The sequence below is a fragment of the Micropruina sp. genome (assembly GCF_047606365.1).
GTDB lineage: Bacteria > Actinomycetota > Actinomycetes > Propionibacteriales > Propionibacteriaceae > Micropruina.
In genome coordinates, this window is record NZ_JASGEN010000172.1 from 1 (window position 1) to 18,112 (window position 18,112).

The 18,112-nt window shown below is 67.9% G+C and carries 16 protein-coding genes; 4 read left to right on the top strand and 12 right to left on the bottom strand.

Annotated features, from left to right (window positions below; all coding sequences use genetic code 11):
• The 3 genes from QM624_RS19735 to QM624_RS19745 all read left to right on the top strand — a co-directional run.
• Positions 1 to 376: iron chelate uptake ABC transporter family permease subunit (locus QM624_RS19735; RefSeq protein WP_415095018.1), on the top strand; the 376-nt coding region annotated here is incomplete at its 5' end.
• 11 nt (positions 377 to 387) lie between these two features.
• On the top strand, positions 388 to 1,188 hold the full coding sequence (locus tag QM624_RS19740; RefSeq protein ID WP_415095046.1) for an ABC transporter ATP-binding protein: 801 nt from the start codon (positions 388 to 390) through the stop codon (positions 1,186 to 1,188).
• Positions 1,185 to 2,360: an enterochelin esterase domain-containing protein gene (locus tag QM624_RS19745; RefSeq protein ID WP_415095020.1), complete on the top strand. Its 1,176-nt coding sequence runs from the start codon at positions 1,185 to 1,187 to the stop codon at positions 2,358 to 2,360. Before QM624_RS19740 ends, QM624_RS19745 begins: the two co-directional genes overlap by 4 nt.
• A gap of 62 nt (positions 2,361 to 2,422) precedes the next feature.
• On the opposite strand, the gene QM624_RS19750 is transcribed toward QM624_RS19745, so the two are convergent.
• The 10 genes from QM624_RS19750 to QM624_RS19795 all read right to left on the bottom strand — a co-directional run bounded on the left by QM624_RS19750 (position 2,423) and on the right by QM624_RS19795 (position 14,947).
• Complete coding sequence (locus QM624_RS19750; RefSeq protein WP_415095022.1) at positions 2,423 to 3,097, bottom strand: FadR/GntR family transcriptional regulator; 675 nt, start codon at positions 3,095 to 3,097, stop codon at positions 2,423 to 2,425.
• 232 nt (positions 3,098 to 3,329) lie between these two features.
• Positions 3,330 to 4,151, bottom strand: coding sequence for a hypothetical protein (locus tag QM624_RS19755; RefSeq protein ID WP_415095024.1), 822 nt, complete (start codon positions 4,149 to 4,151; stop codon positions 3,330 to 3,332).
• A 117-nt stretch (positions 4,152 to 4,268) separates the two neighbouring features.
• Positions 4,269 to 5,411 carry a cytochrome P450 gene (locus QM624_RS19760; protein ID WP_415095026.1) on the bottom strand — a complete coding sequence of 381 codons (1,143 nt, stop codon included), beginning with the start codon at positions 5,409 to 5,411 and terminating at the stop codon, positions 4,269 to 4,271.
• Positions 5,412 to 5,436: 25 nt separating this feature from the next.
• Positions 5,437 to 5,949 carry a MogA/MoaB family molybdenum cofactor biosynthesis protein gene (locus QM624_RS19765; RefSeq protein ID WP_415095028.1) on the bottom strand — a complete coding sequence of 171 codons (513 nt, stop codon included), beginning with the start codon at positions 5,947 to 5,949 and terminating at the stop codon, positions 5,437 to 5,439.
• Complete coding sequence (locus QM624_RS19770) at positions 5,936 to 7,147, bottom strand: MFS transporter (protein ID WP_415095030.1); 1,212 nt, start codon at positions 7,145 to 7,147, stop codon at positions 5,936 to 5,938. The genes QM624_RS19765 and QM624_RS19770 overlap by 14 nt, the downstream gene beginning before the upstream one ends.
• 62 nt (positions 7,148 to 7,209) lie before the next feature.
• Positions 7,210 to 7,968, bottom strand: a complete 759-nt coding sequence (gene narI, locus QM624_RS19775; protein ID WP_415095032.1) for a respiratory nitrate reductase subunit gamma — start codon at positions 7,966 to 7,968, stop codon at positions 7,210 to 7,212.
• Between the two features lies 1 nt (position 7,969).
• On the bottom strand, positions 7,970 to 8,614 hold the full coding sequence (gene narJ, locus QM624_RS19780) for a nitrate reductase molybdenum cofactor assembly chaperone (RefSeq protein WP_415095034.1): 645 nt from the start codon (positions 8,612 to 8,614) through the stop codon (positions 7,970 to 7,972).
• Positions 8,611 to 10,200 carry a nitrate reductase subunit beta gene (gene narH, locus QM624_RS19785; protein ID WP_415095036.1) on the bottom strand — a complete coding sequence of 530 codons (1,590 nt, stop codon included), beginning with the start codon at positions 10,198 to 10,200 and terminating at the stop codon, positions 8,611 to 8,613. Before narH ends, narJ begins: the two co-directional genes overlap by 4 nt.
• Positions 10,200 to 13,913, bottom strand: a complete 3,714-nt coding sequence (locus tag QM624_RS19790; RefSeq protein ID WP_415095038.1) for a nitrate reductase subunit alpha — start codon at positions 13,911 to 13,913, stop codon at positions 10,200 to 10,202. Before QM624_RS19790 ends, narH begins: the two co-directional genes overlap by 1 nt.
• A gap of 251 nt (positions 13,914 to 14,164) precedes the next feature.
• Positions 14,165 to 14,947, bottom strand: coding sequence for a YggS family pyridoxal phosphate-dependent enzyme (locus QM624_RS19795; protein WP_415095040.1), 783 nt, complete (start codon positions 14,945 to 14,947; stop codon positions 14,165 to 14,167).
• A gap of 63 nt (positions 14,948 to 15,010) precedes the next feature.
• Here QM624_RS19795 and QM624_RS19800 point away from each other — a divergent pair, with 63 nt between their 5' ends.
• Positions 15,011 to 15,289 carry a DUF6457 domain-containing protein gene (locus QM624_RS19800; RefSeq protein ID WP_415095042.1) on the top strand — a complete coding sequence of 93 codons (279 nt, stop codon included), beginning with the start codon at positions 15,011 to 15,013 and terminating at the stop codon, positions 15,287 to 15,289.
• Here the strand turns inward: QM624_RS19800 and QM624_RS19805 are convergent.
• Together QM624_RS19805 and QM624_RS19810 are read right to left on the bottom strand one after the other, a co-directional pair.
• Positions 15,265 to 16,251: a calcium/sodium antiporter gene (locus QM624_RS19805; protein WP_415095044.1), complete on the bottom strand. Its 987-nt coding sequence runs from the start codon at positions 16,249 to 16,251 to the stop codon at positions 15,265 to 15,267. The two genes, QM624_RS19800 and QM624_RS19805, sit on opposite strands and share 25 nt — an antisense overlap.
• A gap of 638 nt (positions 16,252 to 16,889) precedes the next feature.
• A complete protein-coding gene (locus QM624_RS19810) occupies positions 16,890 to 18,098 on the bottom strand; it encodes a DUF222 domain-containing protein (RefSeq protein ID WP_415095048.1) in 1,209 nt (402 codons plus the stop codon).
• Positions 18,099 to 18,112: the final 14 nt, after the last annotated feature.

An 18,112-nucleotide genomic window follows, 5' to 3' on the forward strand; every position in this document is an offset into this window, starting at 1 on the left:
GCTGCTGGCCCGTCCGCTGGGGGCGCTGGTGCTGGGCGACGACCTGGCGGCCGCGCTCGGCGTCCGGGTCGAACGCAGCCGGACACTGCTGGTGGTGGTTGGTGTCGCGCTGGTCGCGGTGGCCACCGCGACCGCCGGACCGATCGGCTTCATCGCGCTGGCCGCACCGCAGATCGCCCGCCGGCTGACCCGCACCTCCGGGGTCGGTTTCGGTGCGGCGGCCCTGGTCGGCGGGGCGCTGGTGCTGGCCTCCGACCTGGTGGCGCAGCGACTGTTCGCCCCCACCCAGTTGGCCGTCGGGGTGGTCACCGGCGTGCTGGGCGGCGGGTATCTGATCTGGCTGTTGGGCAGCCAATGGCGAAAGGGAGCACGATGACCTCCGTGAGCATGGTTGAGCCGGTCACCGCGGTGGCGCCGCTGCGCGCCCGCAGCCTGGGTGTCGGCTACGGCGAGCGGCTGGTGCTCGACGGCCTGGACGTCGACCTGCCGGCCGGCGAACTGACGGTGATCGTCGGCCCCAATGGCTGCGGCAAGTCGACGCTGCTGCGCGCCCTGGCCCGGATGGTGCCGGCCCGTTCCGGCGTCGTCGAGTTGGACGGCAAGCCGATCGGCCACTACCCGACCCGGCAGGTGGCCCGCCGGCTCGGCCTGCTGCCGCAGTCACCGGTCGCCCCGGACGGCATCACCGTCACCGACCTGGTGGCCCGCGGACGTTACCCGCACCAGGGCATCTTCCGGCAGTGGAGCGACACCGACGCTGCCGCAGTCGACGAGGCGATGCGCCGCGCCGGAGTGACCGACCTGGCCGACCGGCAGGTCAGCCAGCTGTCCGGCGGACAGCGGCAGCGGGTGTGGATCGCGATGGCGCTCGCCCAGCAGACCCCGATCCTGCTGCTCGACGAGCCGACCACCTACCTCGACGTCGCCCACCAGGTGGAGGTGCTGCGGCTCACCCGCAGCCTGCAACGCGACGGCTACACCGTCGTCGTGGTGCTGCACGACCTGCACCTGGCGTTCCGCTACGCCACCCAGTTGCTGGTGATGAAGGACGGGCAGATCGTCGCCCAGGGCGACCCGTGCGAGATCGTCACCGCGCAACTGATCGAAGACGTCTACGGCCTGCCCTGCCGGGTGCTGGCCGACCCCGAGACCGGCCGTCCGCTGGTGATTCCGGCAGGTGACGAATGAGCGCCGCCGCTGCTCCGGGTGCGCCCCGGACGCCGCCGAAGGTGCGCCGTCCGGCGCCGGCACCCCGGGTGGCCACCCCGTCGAGCGTGCTGGCCGCGCTACGGGCCGAGCCTCGCTCGCCGATCATCGAACCGGACGGCGACGAATGGCTGGTCACCTTCTGCTGGCGCGATGCCGACGCCGACGAGGTGCTGCTGTTCGTCAACCGGCTCACCGACGAGCGCGACCTCGACCGCAGCCTGATGGAGCGGCTGCCCGGCACCGACCTGTGGCACCTGAGCTACCGGATGCCGGGGGACTGGCGGGCCTCCTACGCCGTGGTGCCCAAGCGGCCCGGCCGGCCGGCACCGTGGCGTGACCTGGCCGAACAGGTGTCGCTGCGGGCGGCGCTCGACCGGGGGCTGCCCGACCCGCTCAACCCTCGTTCGATGCGCAATCGGGTCGGCAATCTGGTCTCGGTGGTGGAGTTGCCGGATGCCCCCGCTCAGGCTTGGCTGGCGCCGCGCGGTCCGCTCCGCGGCGTGCTCACCCACCACGAACTCGACGGACGCCGTCCCTCGGTCTACCGGCCTGCCGAGTTCACCCCGGGCGGCCCGGTGCTGGTGGCCCTGGACGGCGAGATGTGGCTCGGCGAGCAGAGCCTGCCGGCCATGGTGGACAACCTGATCGCCGACGGGCTGATCCGCGCACCGCTGGTGCTGCTGGTGCCCGGCGGCGACCGGCTGCAGCGCTGGGCCGAACTCAACGGCGCCGGCGGAATGCCCGACTGGATCGCCGACGTGCTGCTGCCCTGGGCGGTGGCCGGTCACCAGGCCAGCACGCAGGCCGCCGACCGGATCGTCGCCGGGCAGAGCCTGGGTGGTGCGGTGGCGCTGCTCACCGCCGCCGAACGCCCGGACGCCGTGGGCGGCTTCCTGGCCCAGTCGGCGTCGCTGTGGCAGGAGGGGCTGGCCGATCGGGCCGCAGCGATGCCCGCCTCGGCGCACGGCTATCTCGAGGTCGGACGCCAGGAGTGGGTGCTGCTGGGGCCGAACCGACAGCTGCACTCCCGGTTCGCCGAGACCGGCGTCCGGCACGACTACGCCGAATTCAACGGCGGGCACGACTACGCCTGCTGGCGGGGCGGGATCGCCGACGGACTACGGGCGATACTGCCGACCACCGCTGGTTGAGCTTGTCGAAACCCCCGATCAGCGCCAGGACTCCCGGTCTCGACAAGCTCGACCAACGGATCTCAGGACTGCTCGGCCGGCACCAGATCGTTCTCGATGTGCTGCGCCATCACATGCGCCGCGCGGACGACGTCGCCAGCCTCGAGCGCAGCCAGCAGCTCGCGGTGATCGCGCTGCAGGGACGCGACGTCCGTGCCTTCGGCGACGGCACCGGTCGCGATCGCATGGCGCAGCGCCTGGATGACGCCCGCGTACAGCCCGACCATCAGGGCGTTGCCACTGGCCTCCATCACCAGGAAGTGGAACTGACCCGGAGCCTTGGCCCGGCGTCCGCCGAGCGGCTGGTCAGCCTGGGTCGCCGGCCGCTCGAGTGCCTGCCGCATCGCGGCCAGCTGCTCATCGGTGCGCTGCCGGGCGGCCAGTTGCGCCGCCTCGAGTTCGAGCGCCCGCCGGTAGCCGAGCAGATCGGTCGCGCTGAACTCGGACAGGTAGTCGGTGAGCACCGAACTGACCGGCATCCGGGAGCGGACGAAGGTGCCGATGCCCGGCATCGGCTCCAGCATGCCCATGCTGGCCAGGGCGCGGACCGCCTCGCGCACCGTCGTCTTGCCCACGCCGATCAGCTGCATCAGCTCTGTCTCGGTGGGGATCTTGGAGTTGATCGGCCATTCCCCCGACGAGATCTGGTGGCGCAGGTACGCCAGCGTCCGCCGAGCACGATCCGAGCCGACCTGCACCATTGCCTCCTGTTCGGGCCACGCGGTGGATGAGTCTCAGTCCTCTCGAAAATACCCGGTTGTGCATTCGATTAATGAACATTTCCGGTTGTGATTAGGCGCCTTTTGGTGCATTTTTCGTGCTTTAAATCCGGTGGGTGCGTGGTTCGCCCCGAGGTGGCACGCAACTGGGCCCCGGTAGGGAGACGCCGCCGAGCGCCTCCCCGCCAGGGCCCAGTGCCTGGTGATCAGCTCAGCCGGCCAGGCCCTTGCACTGACCCAGCGCCTTGCCGCCCACGGTGTTGACCGCACCGGGGACGAATCCGCCCGACACACCGGGAAGCCCCGCGCAGATCAGGTTGCGCTTGATGTTGTTCTGCACCACGAAGACGACCCCGGCGGCGTCCGGATGGTCTTCCACGATCTTGATGTTCAGCAGCGTCACGCTCTTGCCGACCTTGTTGAACATCACGCCGAGCCAGTTCGTGGTCAGGTGGCTCGCCCATAGATTGCCCTTGACCGTGTTGTTCTTCACCGACCACGGGATCACCGGCGACCCGCCACCGACGATGGTGAGGCTTTTGCCGACCGTGATTCCGTTGATCAGCACGACCGCGCTGCCGAGTGCGGTGACGTTGCCCTTCACGGTGATCTTGGAGAAGACGTTCACGTCCTCGATGGGGTTGCCGTCGGCGTCGACGCAGGGATGCGCCGAGTTGCCCATCAGCACCATCGGCTGACAGCCCAGGCCGAGGGTCGCACCACGGCCGGCGTTGACGTTCCTGCCCACGGTGATGGTCGACGGCGAACTCTGTGCATCGAGGGTGGCGCCCTTGCGCACCGTGATGTCGCCCTTCACCGTGATCACGGCGTTCTTCGCGACCGCGCAGGTGCCGGTCACGGTGATGCTCGCATAGGTGCCCGAGGCGATCTCACCCCCGGTGCAGACGAGAGCGCGGGCCTTCCCATGCCCGTGCGAGTACCCGTGTGCCTCGGCGGTCAGTCCTCCGCTCAGCATCAGACCGGCCGCGGCAACGAGTGCCAGCGCCGTCCTCCCCACAACGACTCCGCGCATGATTTGTCCCTTCCCGTACGTGGCCCCACCCCGCGTGCGGCTAGTGGAGTTGCTACTCCCCGGGCATCTGACAGGTCAAGAAGATTCGGGTCAAGGTGGCGAAAGTACTTACCCGCGCTAACGCGGGTTGAGCAGCACCGGGACGCGGTGGAAGCCGCCCACCGGAGGTTGCTCCCGCTCGGGCGCCGCCTCGAGATCCAGGGCGATCCGATGCCGGCGCAGCATCGCGCGGACCAGCACCCGCAGCTCCAGCGTGGCCAGCGCCCGGCCGGGGCAGACGTGCGGCCCGGCGCCGTAGACCAGGTTCTTTGCGGAGTTCACCCGGGGTGCGTAGCCGTCCGGATCGGCGAACACCGCAGGGTCGCGGTTGGCGGCCGTCCAGTTGACCACCAGCTGCTCGCCGCGGGCGAGCGGCTGGCCGTTCAGCACCGTGTCGACGGTGGCCACCCGACGGTTGGAGACGAACGGGTCGTCGATCCGCAGGATCTCGTCCAGTGCGGCATCGACAACGTCATCGTCGGCGTCGACCAGGTCGTCCTGCAGTTCGGGGTGGGTGGCCAGCCAGTGCAGGACGACGCCGGTGCACAACGCCAGCGAGCCCAGGTCGCCGCCGGTCCAGTTGCGCAGCACCGAGACGATCTCGTCCTCACCGAGCGGCCTGCCGTCGTGATGCTTCACCCGCATCAGTTCATCGGTCAGATCCTCCGCCGGGCCGGGTTTGCGGATCCGCCGGAAACTGAGCAGCCGATGAATGATCGCGTCGAACCGGTGGGCGACTGCGGCCGTCCGTTCCAGTTCGCCGGAACGGGTGGCGGCGTGGTTGTCCGCCATCCAGGCCAGCAGCTCGGGTTCGATCTCGGACGGCCAGCCCAGCCACGCCGACTGCGCCCGGACGGCGTACACCGAGCCGAGTTCGCCGACGGCGTCCAGGCTGCCGCCGGCCGGTACGGACGCGGCCAGCTCGTCCGCGATGCGCTCCAGCTTCGGCGCCAGGTTGGTCAGCCGCTCGGGGGCCAGGAACGGGTCGAGCAGCTCGCGGGCCTCACGGTGCGCCGCGCCGTCCAGCCCGTTGGGCACCTGAAGGAAGCGGGAGACCTGGCTGGAGAAGGTCTCCGGATCGGTCACCACCGCCACCGCGTCGGCGTGCCGGACGACGACCCAGCGGCCGTTGCCGTCCCGGGTCAGCGGTTCGTGGTGGAGGGCGTCGTAGCGGGTCCGTGGATCGTTCGGGTACGGGCAGCCGGTCGTGGCCTGGCTCATCGTGGGTTCCCTTTCCTGGCTTTGCTCAGACGTGGCCCGCTCCGTCCAGTTGATCGATGATGTAGCCGAGCATCGGTCCGACCACGCCGAGGGCATCGCGGATGCCGCCGCGCGAACCCGGGACGGCCAGCAGCAGCACCGGCGCCCCCTGTTCGGGCTGCACGACGCCAGCGATCTCGCGCGAGACCAGGGCGACCGGGGTGTGCCCGTAGCCCTGCCGCCGGATCTCCTCGGCGATCCCGGGCATCTCGAAGCTGAGCAGCCCCGCGACCACGTCGGCGGTGTGGTCGTGCGGGCCGATACCGGTGCCGCCGCAGGCCAGCACCACCCGTGCGCCCGCGTCGATCGCTTCGACGATGGCCGTGCGGATCAGGGCCGGGTCGTCCGGGACGGCGGTCTTCACCGCGGCGACCCCGAGGTCGCCCAGCAAACTCATCGCGACCGGGCCGCCGCGGTCGGCGTCCGCTCCTGAGGCGACCTCGTCGGAGACGACGAGCACCGCCGCCGACAGTCGTCCGGGCAACTCAGGCGCGAGCATCGCGCAGCATGCCGCCGAGCACCAGGGCGAGCGTCGCCGCAATCAGCAGCAGCCACAGCCCCAGCGAGTAGGAGTTGGTGTCTGCGTGGTAGGTCGCGCCCATCACCAGCGGTGGGAAGTAGCCGCCCAGGCCGCCGGCCGCGGCGACCACACCGCTGACCGCGCCGACCTTGTCCTTGGGCGTCGACGGGCCGATCCAGGCGAACACCGCACCCATGCCGAGACCCATGAACGCGGCCATGGCCAGGAAGGTGGCCCCGGTGACGATCCCCTCCGGGGGTTGCGTGCCGACCACGTAGGCCAGGATCGACACCCCGGCCAGCGACACCAGGGCGACCACCTTGGGGCCGAACCGGTCGGCCAGGATGCCGCCGATCGGACGCGCGATCACGGCGGCGACCGCGAAGACGGCCGTCCGGGTGCCGGCACCCACCGGATCCACCTCGGTGGGGTAGACGGTGGTCAGGTACTTCGGCAGATAGGTGGAGAAGGCCACGAAGCCGCCGAACACGATCGCGTAGAGGAACGACATCTGCCAGGTGACGGCCAGCTTCAGGGCACCCATCACCTTCGGCACCAGCGGCTGGTGGCTGGGCGTCCAGGCCGGCGAATCGCGCAGGAAGAACCAGACCAGGGCGGCCATGCCGACCATCGCCCCGGCGATCAGCAGATGGGTCGGGAAGAACCCGATCGCCAGCGCCAGCCGCGGGGTGAAGAACGCCGAGACGGCGGTGCCGACCATGCCCATGCCGAAGACGCCGTTGGCGAAACCGCGTCGCGACGGCTCATACCAGGCGCTGGAGAACGGGATGCCGACGGCGAAGATGGTGCCCGCGACGCCCAGGTAGAAGCCGGCACCGATCAGCAGCGGGAAGTTCTTGATCACCCCGGCCAGGGCCACCAGCAGCACCGCCGGCGCCGAGCCGAGCAGCACCAGGGCGAACATCTTCCGGCCGCCGAACCGGTCGGTGAGGGCACCCACGACCACCCGGCCCAGGGCCCCGACCAGCACGGGGGTGGCCAGCATCAGCGAGATCTGGCCCTCGGAGAGACCCAGTTCGGTGGCGTACGTCTTCTGCAGCGGGGCGATGGACATCCAGGCCCAGAAGCCGATGGTGGAGGCAAGGGTGGCCAGCAGCACCTGGCCGAACTGTCCCTTGAGCTGGGACGGGGTCGTGGTCTCAGCGGTTGTGGTCACGGAATTCCTCTCGGGAACGGGTGATCGGGTCTCGACTCGGCCGGCGATGGCGGCCGGTCGAGCTATTTGCGGGTCTTGTGGCGGTCTTCGGTGCCGATCGGATCCCACCCGGCGCGCTTCATGCCGGTGGTGTGGGTCATCGGGTTGGCGTCGCGGGTGCGATAGACGATGTAGGGGCGGAACAGGTAGTGGAACGGCACGGTGAAGGCGTGCACTAGCCGGGTGAACGGCAGGATCATGAACAGCGCGAAGCCCATCAGGATGTGGATCTTGAACTGGATGGTGGAGGCAGCCATGGCGTCGATGTTCGGCTGGAAGATCATCAGCGAGCGGAACCAGATCGAGACCGTCTCGCGGTAGTTGTGGTGATGGCCGTCGGGGGTGTGATCGCCGGTCAGGGTGGCCCAGATGCCCAGCAGGATGGCGCTGGCGAGGATCACGTACATGAACTTGTCGTTGGCGGTGGTGGCCATGAACACCGGTCCGGTGGTGCGCCGCCGGTAGATCAGCATCGCGATGCCGACCACCGTGCCGAGACCCGCCAGCCCGCCGCCGTACAGCGCGAAGGCGTGGTAGGTCTCCTGGCTGATCACCAGGTCGGTCCAGGCCTTCGGGATCAGCAGGCCGATGAGGTGGCCGGCGAGCACGCCGAACAGCGAATAGTGGAACAGCGGTGAGGCGATCCGCAGCAACTTGGACTCGTACAGCTGGGTCGAACGGGTCGTCCAGCCGAACTGGTCGTAGCGGTAGCGCCAGATCAGTCCGCCGATCAGCACCAGCAGGGTCAGGTAGGGCAGCACGCCCCACAACAGCAGGTCCATCTCAACTCCTCTGCAGTTCGGGCGTGGGCATTGCGGGCATGCCGAGGAAAGCCGCGTTGGGTTCGGCACCGTACGGTTCCAGGCCGACGCTTTCGGCCGGCTGGATCGCCTGGACGAGCTGCTGCACCTCGGTGCGGCTCTTCGGGGACTCGCCGGGCAGCGTCGCGCAGATGGCGCGCAGCACGCCGGCGTGCGGCAGGTCGTCCTCATCCAGGCCGATCCGCAGCAGTTCCAGGCTGGGCCGCCACTGCTGCAGCAGTTCGGCGCCCCGCTCGGGGTCGTGGACGGCGAACTCGAGCACCATCGGCAGGTGATCGGGCAGTTCACCGCCGGTGTCGACCAGCAGCCCGGAATCCCGGTACACCTTCTTGAACCGGGCCAGAACCTCGCCGCGGCGGCGGGTGTCGCCCTCGGTCCAGTAGGTCAGGTGCAGGGCGTGCCGCCGCGACAGGTCGAACTCCTGCACGTGGAACGACTGCAGCGCAATCAGGTCCGAGGATCTGAGATGCCCCAGGACGTCGGCGAAGTCCGCCGCCGCCTGGGTGCCGGCCAGCGCCGCCTCGATGGTGTCCAGCGAAGCCAGCAGCGACTCGTCCGGATAACTCAAGACCAGCGACGCGGCCTGATAGGTCAGCGGCGCGCTCACGTCGGTTGTCCCGTCTCCGAGGTGTCGTCGGCCGTCTGCCGAAGCCGGGACGCGTTGAACAGTTCCAGCGCGACCGGCACTGGGCGTCCGGACGCCTCACCGAACGGCCCGGACTCGAACATGCCCGGGCCCTCCTCGAAGTCGAGCGAGCAGCCCATCTCTTCGAGGTTGTGGGCCTGCTCGATGTGCGCCTTCGGGATGACGTAGCGCTCGTCGTACTTGGCGATCGCCAGCAGCCGGTACATCCGCTCGATCTCGGCGCCGGTCATCCCGACCGCGCTGGCCAGCTCCTCGTCGCGGCCCAGGTCGAGGGTGACCCCGCGCATGTAGGAGCGCATCGCGGCCAGCTTCTGCAGCACCTTGGTGACCACCTCGGTGTCGCCGGCGGTGAACAGCTCGGCTAGGTACTCCACCGGAATGCGCAGCTCGTCGATCGCCCCGAACAGGTTGTTGGCCTGCTCGCCGTCGTGACCCTGGCTCTTCAGCAGGTCGACCACCGGCGACAGCGGCGGGATGTACCAGACCATCGGCATCGTCCGGTACTCGGGATGCAGCGGCAGGGCGACCTTGTACTCCTTGAGCAGCGCGTAGATCGGCGACCGCTTGGCCGCGTCGATCCAGTCCTCGGGAATGTCGGCGGCCCGGGCGGCGGCCTCGATCTTCGGGTCGTGCGGGTCGAGGATCACGTCGAGCTGCGCCTGATAGAGGTTCTTCTCGTCCTTGGTCGCGGCGGCCGCGGTGACGGCGTCCGCGTCGTAGAGGATGATCCCGATGTAGCGCAGCCGGCCCACACAGGTCTCCGAGCACACCGTCGGCAGACCCACCTCGAGGCGTGGGTAGCAGAAAGTGCACTTCTCGGCCTTGCCGGAGCGGTGGTTGAAGTAGATCTTCTTGTACGGGCAGCCGGTGATGCATTGCCGCCAGCCGCGGCAGCGGTCCTGGTCGACCAGCACGATGCCGTCCTCGGCACGCTTGTAGATCGCGCCCGAGGGGCAGGACGCCATGCACGACGGGTTCAGGCAGTGCTCACAGATCCGCGGCAGGAAGAACATGAAGCTCTTCTCGTACTCGAATTTGATCTGCTGGTTCGCCTCGGCGCGCAGCTTCTCGATCACCGGGTCGACCTCGCCGGTGGCGTAGGTGCCGCCCAGCGAGTCGTCCCAGTTGGCTGACCACTCGATGGTGGTGTTCTTGCCGGTGATCAGCGATTTCGGCCGGGCCACCGGGAAGTCGTCGCCGAGCGGCGCCTTCACCAGGTTGTCGTAGTCGTAGGTCCACGGCTCGTAGTAGTCGTGCAGTTCGGGCTGCACCGGTGAGGCGAAGATGCTGAACAGCTTCTGGAAGCGGCCGCCGGCCCGCAGCTTCAGCCGTCCGGACGCCGTCCGCACCCAACCGCCGCGCCACTTGGCCTGATCCTCGTAACGGCGCGGATAACCCAGCCCCGGCCGAGTCTCCACATTGTTGAACCAGACGTATTCGGTGCCGGCCCGGTTCGTCCAGGCCTGCTTGCAGGTGACCGAACAGGTGTGGCACCCGATGCATTTGTCGAGGTTCATCACCATGCCGACCTGAGCCATGATCCTCATCAGTACTGCACCTCCTGCGAGCGGCGGCGGACGGTCGAGACGATGTCCCGCTGTACGCCGGTGGGGCCGAGATAGTTGAACGCGTAGGCCAGATGGGCGTAGCCGCCGATCAGGTGGGTGGGTTTCATCAAGATGCGGGTCACCGAGTTGTGGATGCCGCCGCGGCGTCCGGTGGCCTCCGATTTGGGAATGTCGATGGTCCGCTCCTGGGCGTGCTGGACGAAGCAGACGCCGTCCGGCAGCTTGTGGCTGACCACCGCGCGGGCGACGAACACGCCGTTGGCGTTGGTCAGCTCGATCCACTCGTTGTCCTTGACCCCGATGGAGTTCGCGTCGTTGACGCTCAGCCAGGCCTGCGGGCCGCCGCGACCCAGGCTCAGCATGAACAGGTTGTCCTGGTATTCGGAGTGGATCGACCACTTGTTGTGCACCGTCAGGTAGCGCAGCACGATCGCCTTCTCGCCGTTCGGGCCGAGTTCCGGCTCACCGAAGGCGCGACTCATGTCCAGCGGCGGACGGAACGTCGGCAGCTGCTCGCCGGCGTCGATGATCCAGTCGTGGTCGATGAAGAAGTGCATCCGGCCCGACAAGGTGTGCCACGGCTTGAGCCGTTCGGTGTTGATGGTGAACGCGGCGTAGCGGCGTCCGCCGGTCTCTGAACCGGACCATTCCGGTGAGGTGATCACCGGCTGCGGCGAGGCCTGGGTGGAGGCGAAGGTGATGATCTTCTCCTCCGACCCCTCGGAGAGATCAGCCAGCTTGCGCCCGGTCTTGCGTTCCAGGTCGCGGAAGCCGTGGGTGGCGAGCTCGCCGTTGGTGGTGCCCGAGCAGGTCAGGATCGCCTCGGCGAAACGCTGGTCGGTGTCGATCGCCGGACGCCCGGCGGCAGGGCCGTCCGGCATCACGCCGTGCAGCCGGGCCAACCGGTTGACCGGCCCGGTCATGTCGTAGTTGATGTTCTTCACCGTGAAGCCGAGCCGGTCGGCCAGTGGCCCGACGCTGGACAGTTTGTCGGCGATCGCGGTGTAGTCACGCTCGACCACTGCCAGCACCGGCGCGTTCTGCCCCGGCACGCAGGGCAGGTCGGTGCCGCGCCAATCGGGGACGACACCGCCCGGTTGGGCGATCTGACCAGGCGTGTCGTGCTGCAGCGGGACGGCGACCAGGTCGGAGCGGGTGCCCAGATGCTTCTTGGCCAGCGTGCTAACGGCACGGGCCAGTGTGTGGAAGATGTCGAAGTCGGTGCGGGCCTCCCAGGGCGGGTCGATCGCCGGGGTGAAGGCGTGCACGAACGGGTGCATGTCGGTGGACGAGATGTCGTGCTTCTCGTACCAGGTGGCGGCCGGGAAGACGATGTCGGAGAGCAGCGTCGTCGACGTCATCCGGAAATCGGCGCTGATCAGCAGGTCGAGCTTGCCCTCGGGTGCCTCGTCACGCCACTTCACAACGCTCGGGTGCCGGTCGGCGCCGTGGTCGTTCGGCATCAGGTTGTTGTGGGTGCCGAGCAGGTGTTTGAGGAAGTACTCGTTGCCCTTGGCTGAGGAACCCATGATGTTGGAGCGCCAGACGATCATCGTCCGCGGCCAGTTCTCGGGGGCGTCGATGTCCTCCATCGCCGACTTCAACTCACCGGATTTCAGCTTGCCGGCGATCCATTCCTGGACGGTGTCGGCCTCGCCGCGCTCTACCGCGGCCTTGGCCTCATCGGCCAGGTCGAGCGGGTTGCGGTCGAATTGGGGGTAGAACGGCATCCAGCCCAGCCGGTTCGACAGCGCCAGGGCGTCGGCGGTGTGCAGGCCGTTCAGCTTGCCGGTGGACAGCGGTGAGGTGATGGTGTCGGCCGAATAGCCGTCGGTGCGCCACTGGTCGGTGTGCATGTACCAGTAGCCGGTGCCGATCACGGTGCGCGGCGGACGGCTCCAGTCCAGCGCGTTGGCCAGGTTGAACCAGCCGGTCATCGGACGGCACTTCTCCTGGCCGACGTAGTGCGCCCAGCCGCCGCCGTTGCGTCCGATCGAGCCGGTCAGCATCAGCAACGCGATGATCGCCCGATAGGTGACGTCGGCGTGGAACCAGTGACAGATGCCGGCGCCGATCAGGATCATCGTGCGGCCCTTGGAGACCTCGGAGTTGTTGGCGAACTCGCGGGCGATCCGCAGACACGCTTCCGCCGGCACCGAGGTAATCGCCTCTTGCCAGGCCGGGGTGTACGGGGTCTCGGCGTCGTCGTAGCCGGACGGCCAATGCCCCGGCAGCCCGTCGCGGCCGACGCCGTACTGGGCCAGCATCAGGTCGAGCACGGTGGTCACCTGGTAGTCGCCGACCCGTTTGGTGGGGACGCCGCGGCGGATGATGCTGCCCTCACCGCGCGGATCCTCGAAGCAGGGCAGCGCGATCTCGGCCGGCTCGTACTCGTCGGTCTCGAGCAGCGACAGCGCCGGATCGAGGTCGCCCAGCACCAGGTTCCAGTTCCCCGGCCCGTCGTCGGAATAGCGGTAGCCCATCGAACCCTTCGGCACCGCCGGGGCGTTGCTGGCGGCGTCCCAGATCACCGTCTTGAACGCGTCGTGCTTGGTGCCGGAGCCCATCCCCAAATCTTCGGCAGTTAAGAATTTGGACGCGGTCAGGCCGTGGCCGTCCGGGTGTTCGACGAGCTTCACCAGCATGCCCAGGTCGGTGTACTGGCGGACGTAGTCGCGGAAGAACGGGGTCTGCTTCTCGACGTAGTGCTCCTTGAGGATCACGTGCCCCATCGCCATCGCCAGCGCGGCGTCGGTGCCGGCCTGGGCAGGCAGCCATTCGTCGGCGAATTTCACGTTGTCGGCGTAGTCGGGGGCGACGGTGACCACCTTGGTGCCGCGGTAGCGCACCTCGGCCATCCAGTGCGCGTCCGGCGTCCGGGTGACCGGAATGTTGGAGCCCCACATCATCAGGTAGGTGGAATCCCACCAGTCGCCCGACTCCGGCACATCGGTCTGGTCGCCGAAAACCTGCGGCGAGGCCACCGGCAGGTCGGCGTACCAGTCGTAGAACGACGCCATCGCGCCGCCGATCAGGTGGTTGAACCGGGTGCCGATGGCATGGCTGACGATCGACATCGCCGGGATCGGACTGAACGACACGCAGCGGTCGGGACCGTAGGTCTTGATCGTGTGCACGTAGGACGCCGCCGCGATCTCGACCGCCTCGGCCCAGCTCATCCGGACCAGGCCGCCCTTGCCGCGGGCCTGCTGGTAGCGGCGGCGTTTCACCGGATCGGTGGAGATCTCGCGGAAGGCCTCGACCGGATCGCCGAGCCGCTTCTTGGCCTCCCGGTACATCTCCAGCAGCACGGCTCGGCCGTACGGGTAGCGCACCCGGGTCGGGCTGTAGGTGTACCAGGAGAAGGCAGCGCCGCGGGGGCAGCCGCGGGGCTCGTACTCGGGCCGGTCGGGGCCGGTGCTGGGGTAATCGGTCTGCTGCGACTCCCAGGTGATGATGCCGTCCTTGACGTACACCTTCCAGGAACACGAACCGGTGCAGTTCACCCCGTGGGTGGAGCGAACGACCTTGTCATGGCTCCATCGGTCGCGGTAGAAGACGTCGCCCTTGCGGCCGCCCTCACGGAAGACGGCGCGGCCGTCGTCGGTCTCGTCCCACTTGGTGAAGAACTTGCCCAGCTTGAGCAGCGCATCGGCTGCCGGACCATCCAGGTGTGCCTGCCCAGTCGTCATAACGCTTGCCTATCAAGGCAGCGAGCGCCTGTCTTTTTTTTGACGAAAGTCTTGCGAATAACCTTTTCGGCTAGTGGCGGAGACGTGTGCCGGGCAGGGCGCAGCGACTCCGCAGATGCGTCTTTGTTGGCGTGCTGGGTCCGTGTCTACGGGTGAAATGCGGGTGGTGAGGCGAGGTGGACGGCGACTGACAGTTCGATGAAACTTCTCGGTCGGATGAGGCCGCACGGACCCGTCAAGCGCGTTGGCGATCAGCGGCCGGGTGCGCTCGAGGGCCAGTAGTGGTCCTCGTTCAGGGTGCGCGCACCGAAGATGGCCTGGCCGACCCGGACGCAGGTGGCGCCCTCTTCGACCGCCACTTCGTAGTCGCCGGACATGCCCATCGACAGCCCACCCGGACCGAGCAGCTCCGGGTCAGTGTCACGAGCCCGGTCGCGCAGTTCCCGCAGCCGGACGAAACAGGCGCGGACCCGTTCGACGTCGGAGGTGAACAGGGCGAGGGTCATCAGGCCCTGCACCTTGAGGCTGGCGTAGTGGGGGAGCTGGCGAAGGAACGCGGGCACCTCGTCGGGCGCCAAGCCGTACTTGGACTCCTCCGCGGAGGTATTCACCTGCACGTACACGTCGAGGGAGCGTCCGGCGGCCTGCAGGCGGCGGTCCAGCGCTTCGGCGGCCCGCAAGCTGTCCAGGGCCTGGAACTCGGCGGCGAAGGCGGCGACGTCCTTGGCCTTGTTGGTCTGCAGATGCCCGATCACCGACCAGGCCACGTCTTCGTCGATCAGGTTGGCGTGCTTGCGCTTCGCCTCCTGCACCTTGTTCTCGCCTAGTTGGTGCATGCCTGCGGCGATCGCCATGCGGACCCGTTCTTCGGGAACTGTCTTGCTGACCGGCAGAAGCCGCACCTCGTCCGCGGAGCGCCCCGCCCGTTCGGCCGCTGCCGCTATCCGGCCTTGCACAGCATCAAGATTGCGCCGGAACTCCTCGACGGAGTTCGCGGTGGGGTACTGCGCTGAGTCGGACGGCGTCGCTGGCATGGCACCACGTTAGTGCTGCCGTCCCGGTTCCGCGCGAGGCCGGTGGCGGGGGAGGATGAGCCCATGCACAGGGATGATCCGGTGAGGATGAACCGGATGCGGGAATGGTTGACCCGGGTCGCCGCCGAGCTCGGCCTCGATCCGGCGGTCGTTCTCGATCACGAAGAGGATCTGCTCGCCATGGTCTCCGCGGTGGCGCATGGGCAGTCGCGGCCGGGTGCCCCGCTCAGTGCCTTCCTGGCCGGGGTCGCGGTCGGACGTGGTGGCTCAGCGGCCGAGGTGGTTGGGCGGGTGACCGAGCTGGCCGGGGAGCCGGGTCAGGTGCGGGCGAGCAGCAAATAGCCGAAGTAGACGACATAGCCGGCCACCATCAGGACGCCCTCGGAGCGGGACAACCGCTTTCCGGTGAGGAACAACGGGACGCACAACAGGCAGACGGCGACCATGATCGGCAGGTCGATGTGCAGCAGGTCGGTGTCGATCGGGCCGGAGCCGTTCGCGACCAGCACCGGGACGCCCAGGATCAGGGTGAGGTTGTAGACGCTGGAGCCGATCAGGTTGCCGACGGCGATGTCGCGATCGCCGCGCACCGTGGAGACCAGCGCGGTGACCAGTTCGGGTGCCGAGGTGCCGATGGCGACGACGGTGAGGCCGATGAACGCGTCCGATACTCCGAACAGCCGGGCCAGTTCTTCTGAGCCGCGGACCAGCCAATCGGCGCCGATCACGATGATGGCGATCCCGACCACCAGCAGTAGTGCGAACCACAGCACGCGAGCGCGGGCGTGCTCGCCCGGGGCGCTGACCCGAGCCTCCACCGCCAGATCGGCGACCAGTTCGTCCGATCTGCCGGCGTTCTCGCGCCGCGTCCACCAGCCCAGCGCGACGGTGTAGGCGACCGCGGCGATCACCAACGGGACGCCCTCCCAGGTCTGCAGCGCGCCGTCCAGGCTGAACACGTAGACCAGCACCGCGACGATCGCCATGCCGGGCAGGTCGAGCACCAGGGTGCGACGTTCGAAGTCGATCGGACGCAGCGCGGCGCTCAGGCCGAGGATGAGTAGCAGGTTGACGATGTTGGTGCCGGCGATGTTGCCGACGGCGAGGGACCCCGCGTTGACCTTCATCGCGTCGATGCCGACGGCAAGTTCGGGTGCGCTGGTGCCGATCGAGACGACGGTGAGGCCGATGATCATCGGCGGAATGCCCAGTCTGCGGGCGAGCAGCGAGCCGTACCGGACCACCAGTTCCGCGCCCGCGATGAGCGCCACCAAGCCGCCTATCACCAGCAGCACGGGAACCATGGCTCACCCTACTGGGAACAGCCGGGCCTCGCGTCACGGTGCCGGTTAACGTTGATCGAGCTTGTGGAGGCCTTGCCGACCACCGTCGGTCGAGCTACGTCGAGACCCGTGCCGATGACCGTCGGTCAAGCCTGTCGAGACCCGTGCCGGCCACTGTCGGTCAAGCTCGTCGAAACGCCTGACGTGCCCGGACGGGTGCAGCCCACTCGCCTTTCGGTTGCGTAGCTGCCGGACCACCACTGCTGGCTCACGGCTTGGCGAGCCCCCTTCGCGGATGCGCACTGGTCCCTTCGTCGTCCCGGACTTGATCCGGGATCTCCGCAGTCCGAATTCTCCAACTAGGGAGATCCCGGCGTCCGCCGGGATGACGTAAGCACCGCAGGAATGACGTGAATACCGCCGAGCCCCCTTCGCGGATGCGCACTGGTCCCTTCGTCATCCCGGACTTGATCCGGGATCTCGCAGCCCGAAACACTCGGACGGGGAGATCCCGGCGTCCGCCGGGATGACATGGGTGCCGTCGGCCGAGCTCGTCGAAACTCTGACTCGCCACCGTTGGTCGAGCTTGTCGAGACCCATCCCACACATGCGCACATTTCTGAGTGGGTCCAACCCGCGCACCCGCAATTCTCTCCGGGTTATCCAGGTGGTCGGAATCGTTGATGACATCGTGGCCGTCGATGCTTATCCACGAAACGCGGTGGAATCACCTCCGGGATTCCGTCACTTGAGATTCTGATCTGCCATTGCAACTCCGATGCCCGTTTCGTATCGGGTTCGAGCAGGTTGTGGTGATGTTTACACAGCAAACACAGATTCGACAACGATGTTGCACCACCTTGAGCCCACGGTTGGATGTGGTGCGCATCACAATCAGCAGCAGGCCGGTCACAACCCGGAAACACACAACCTTTATCCCGCACATGCAGAGCATGGCGAATGTCAGGAGTGACCAGCCGCTGTTCTCTTCCGACGTCCAGCACCCCGGAGGGGCCGCCCAGAATGATCGGCAGGATGCCGGCATCACACGCGTACTGGCGTAGCTGGCCGGCGGTGAGCATGGTGCCGTCGGCTAGGCCTGCGCCTCGGCAGTCGCTGAGCAGGTCGTCGTAGTCGATCAACACCACCACATGGGGACGGTCACCACCATGCTTGGGTGCTGCTTGCTGGATCGCGACTCGGCGGGCCAACTCCACCAAAGCGTCAGCGCGACGTTGCGGCCACGACGGTTGCGGCACACCCGAATCGCGTAGCTCTAAGGCGGTGCGGTGCATCTGCTGCGCGAGCGCTTCGATTTGTGCCTTGATCAACGCTGCGTCCGCTGTCGGGAGGGAGCCTTTGATGGTGCTGGAACCATGCCCGTCATCGGCAAAGTTCAGATGCCGGGCCTGCTGTGCATCCCGTAGTTCACGTTCCTGACGTTTGGCTTCGGCCTCTTCGGCGACCTCGGGTGCGACAACCTCCAGCAGATACCGCGACAGGCCAGCAAGTTCGTGACTGTTGAACTCCTCGCAATGGCCGACCATCGTCGCCTGGGCCTTGGCCTCGGCTTCGACCCCCAGGTCGGTGGGGAGCTTCTTCAACACCTGGGTGACCGCTTGTGCTTGCCGATCGTTGGCAACACCGTCGCGCAACGCGTCGCCGATCTGGGAGAACCGGTGCAGATCGTTGGCGTGGTGCAGCATCGCTGAGGCCTGGCCCCGGGTGTAGCGCAACTCTGACGCCAACCATGACACGGTCGGGACACCGTGCGCGGTCATCGCCGCTTCGGAACGGTCGACCTGGCCGAGCACGGTGTGCACCACTCCGACCAGCCTGGACTGGACCTGCAGCAGGTCGGCGACCAGGTCGAGTTGTTTCC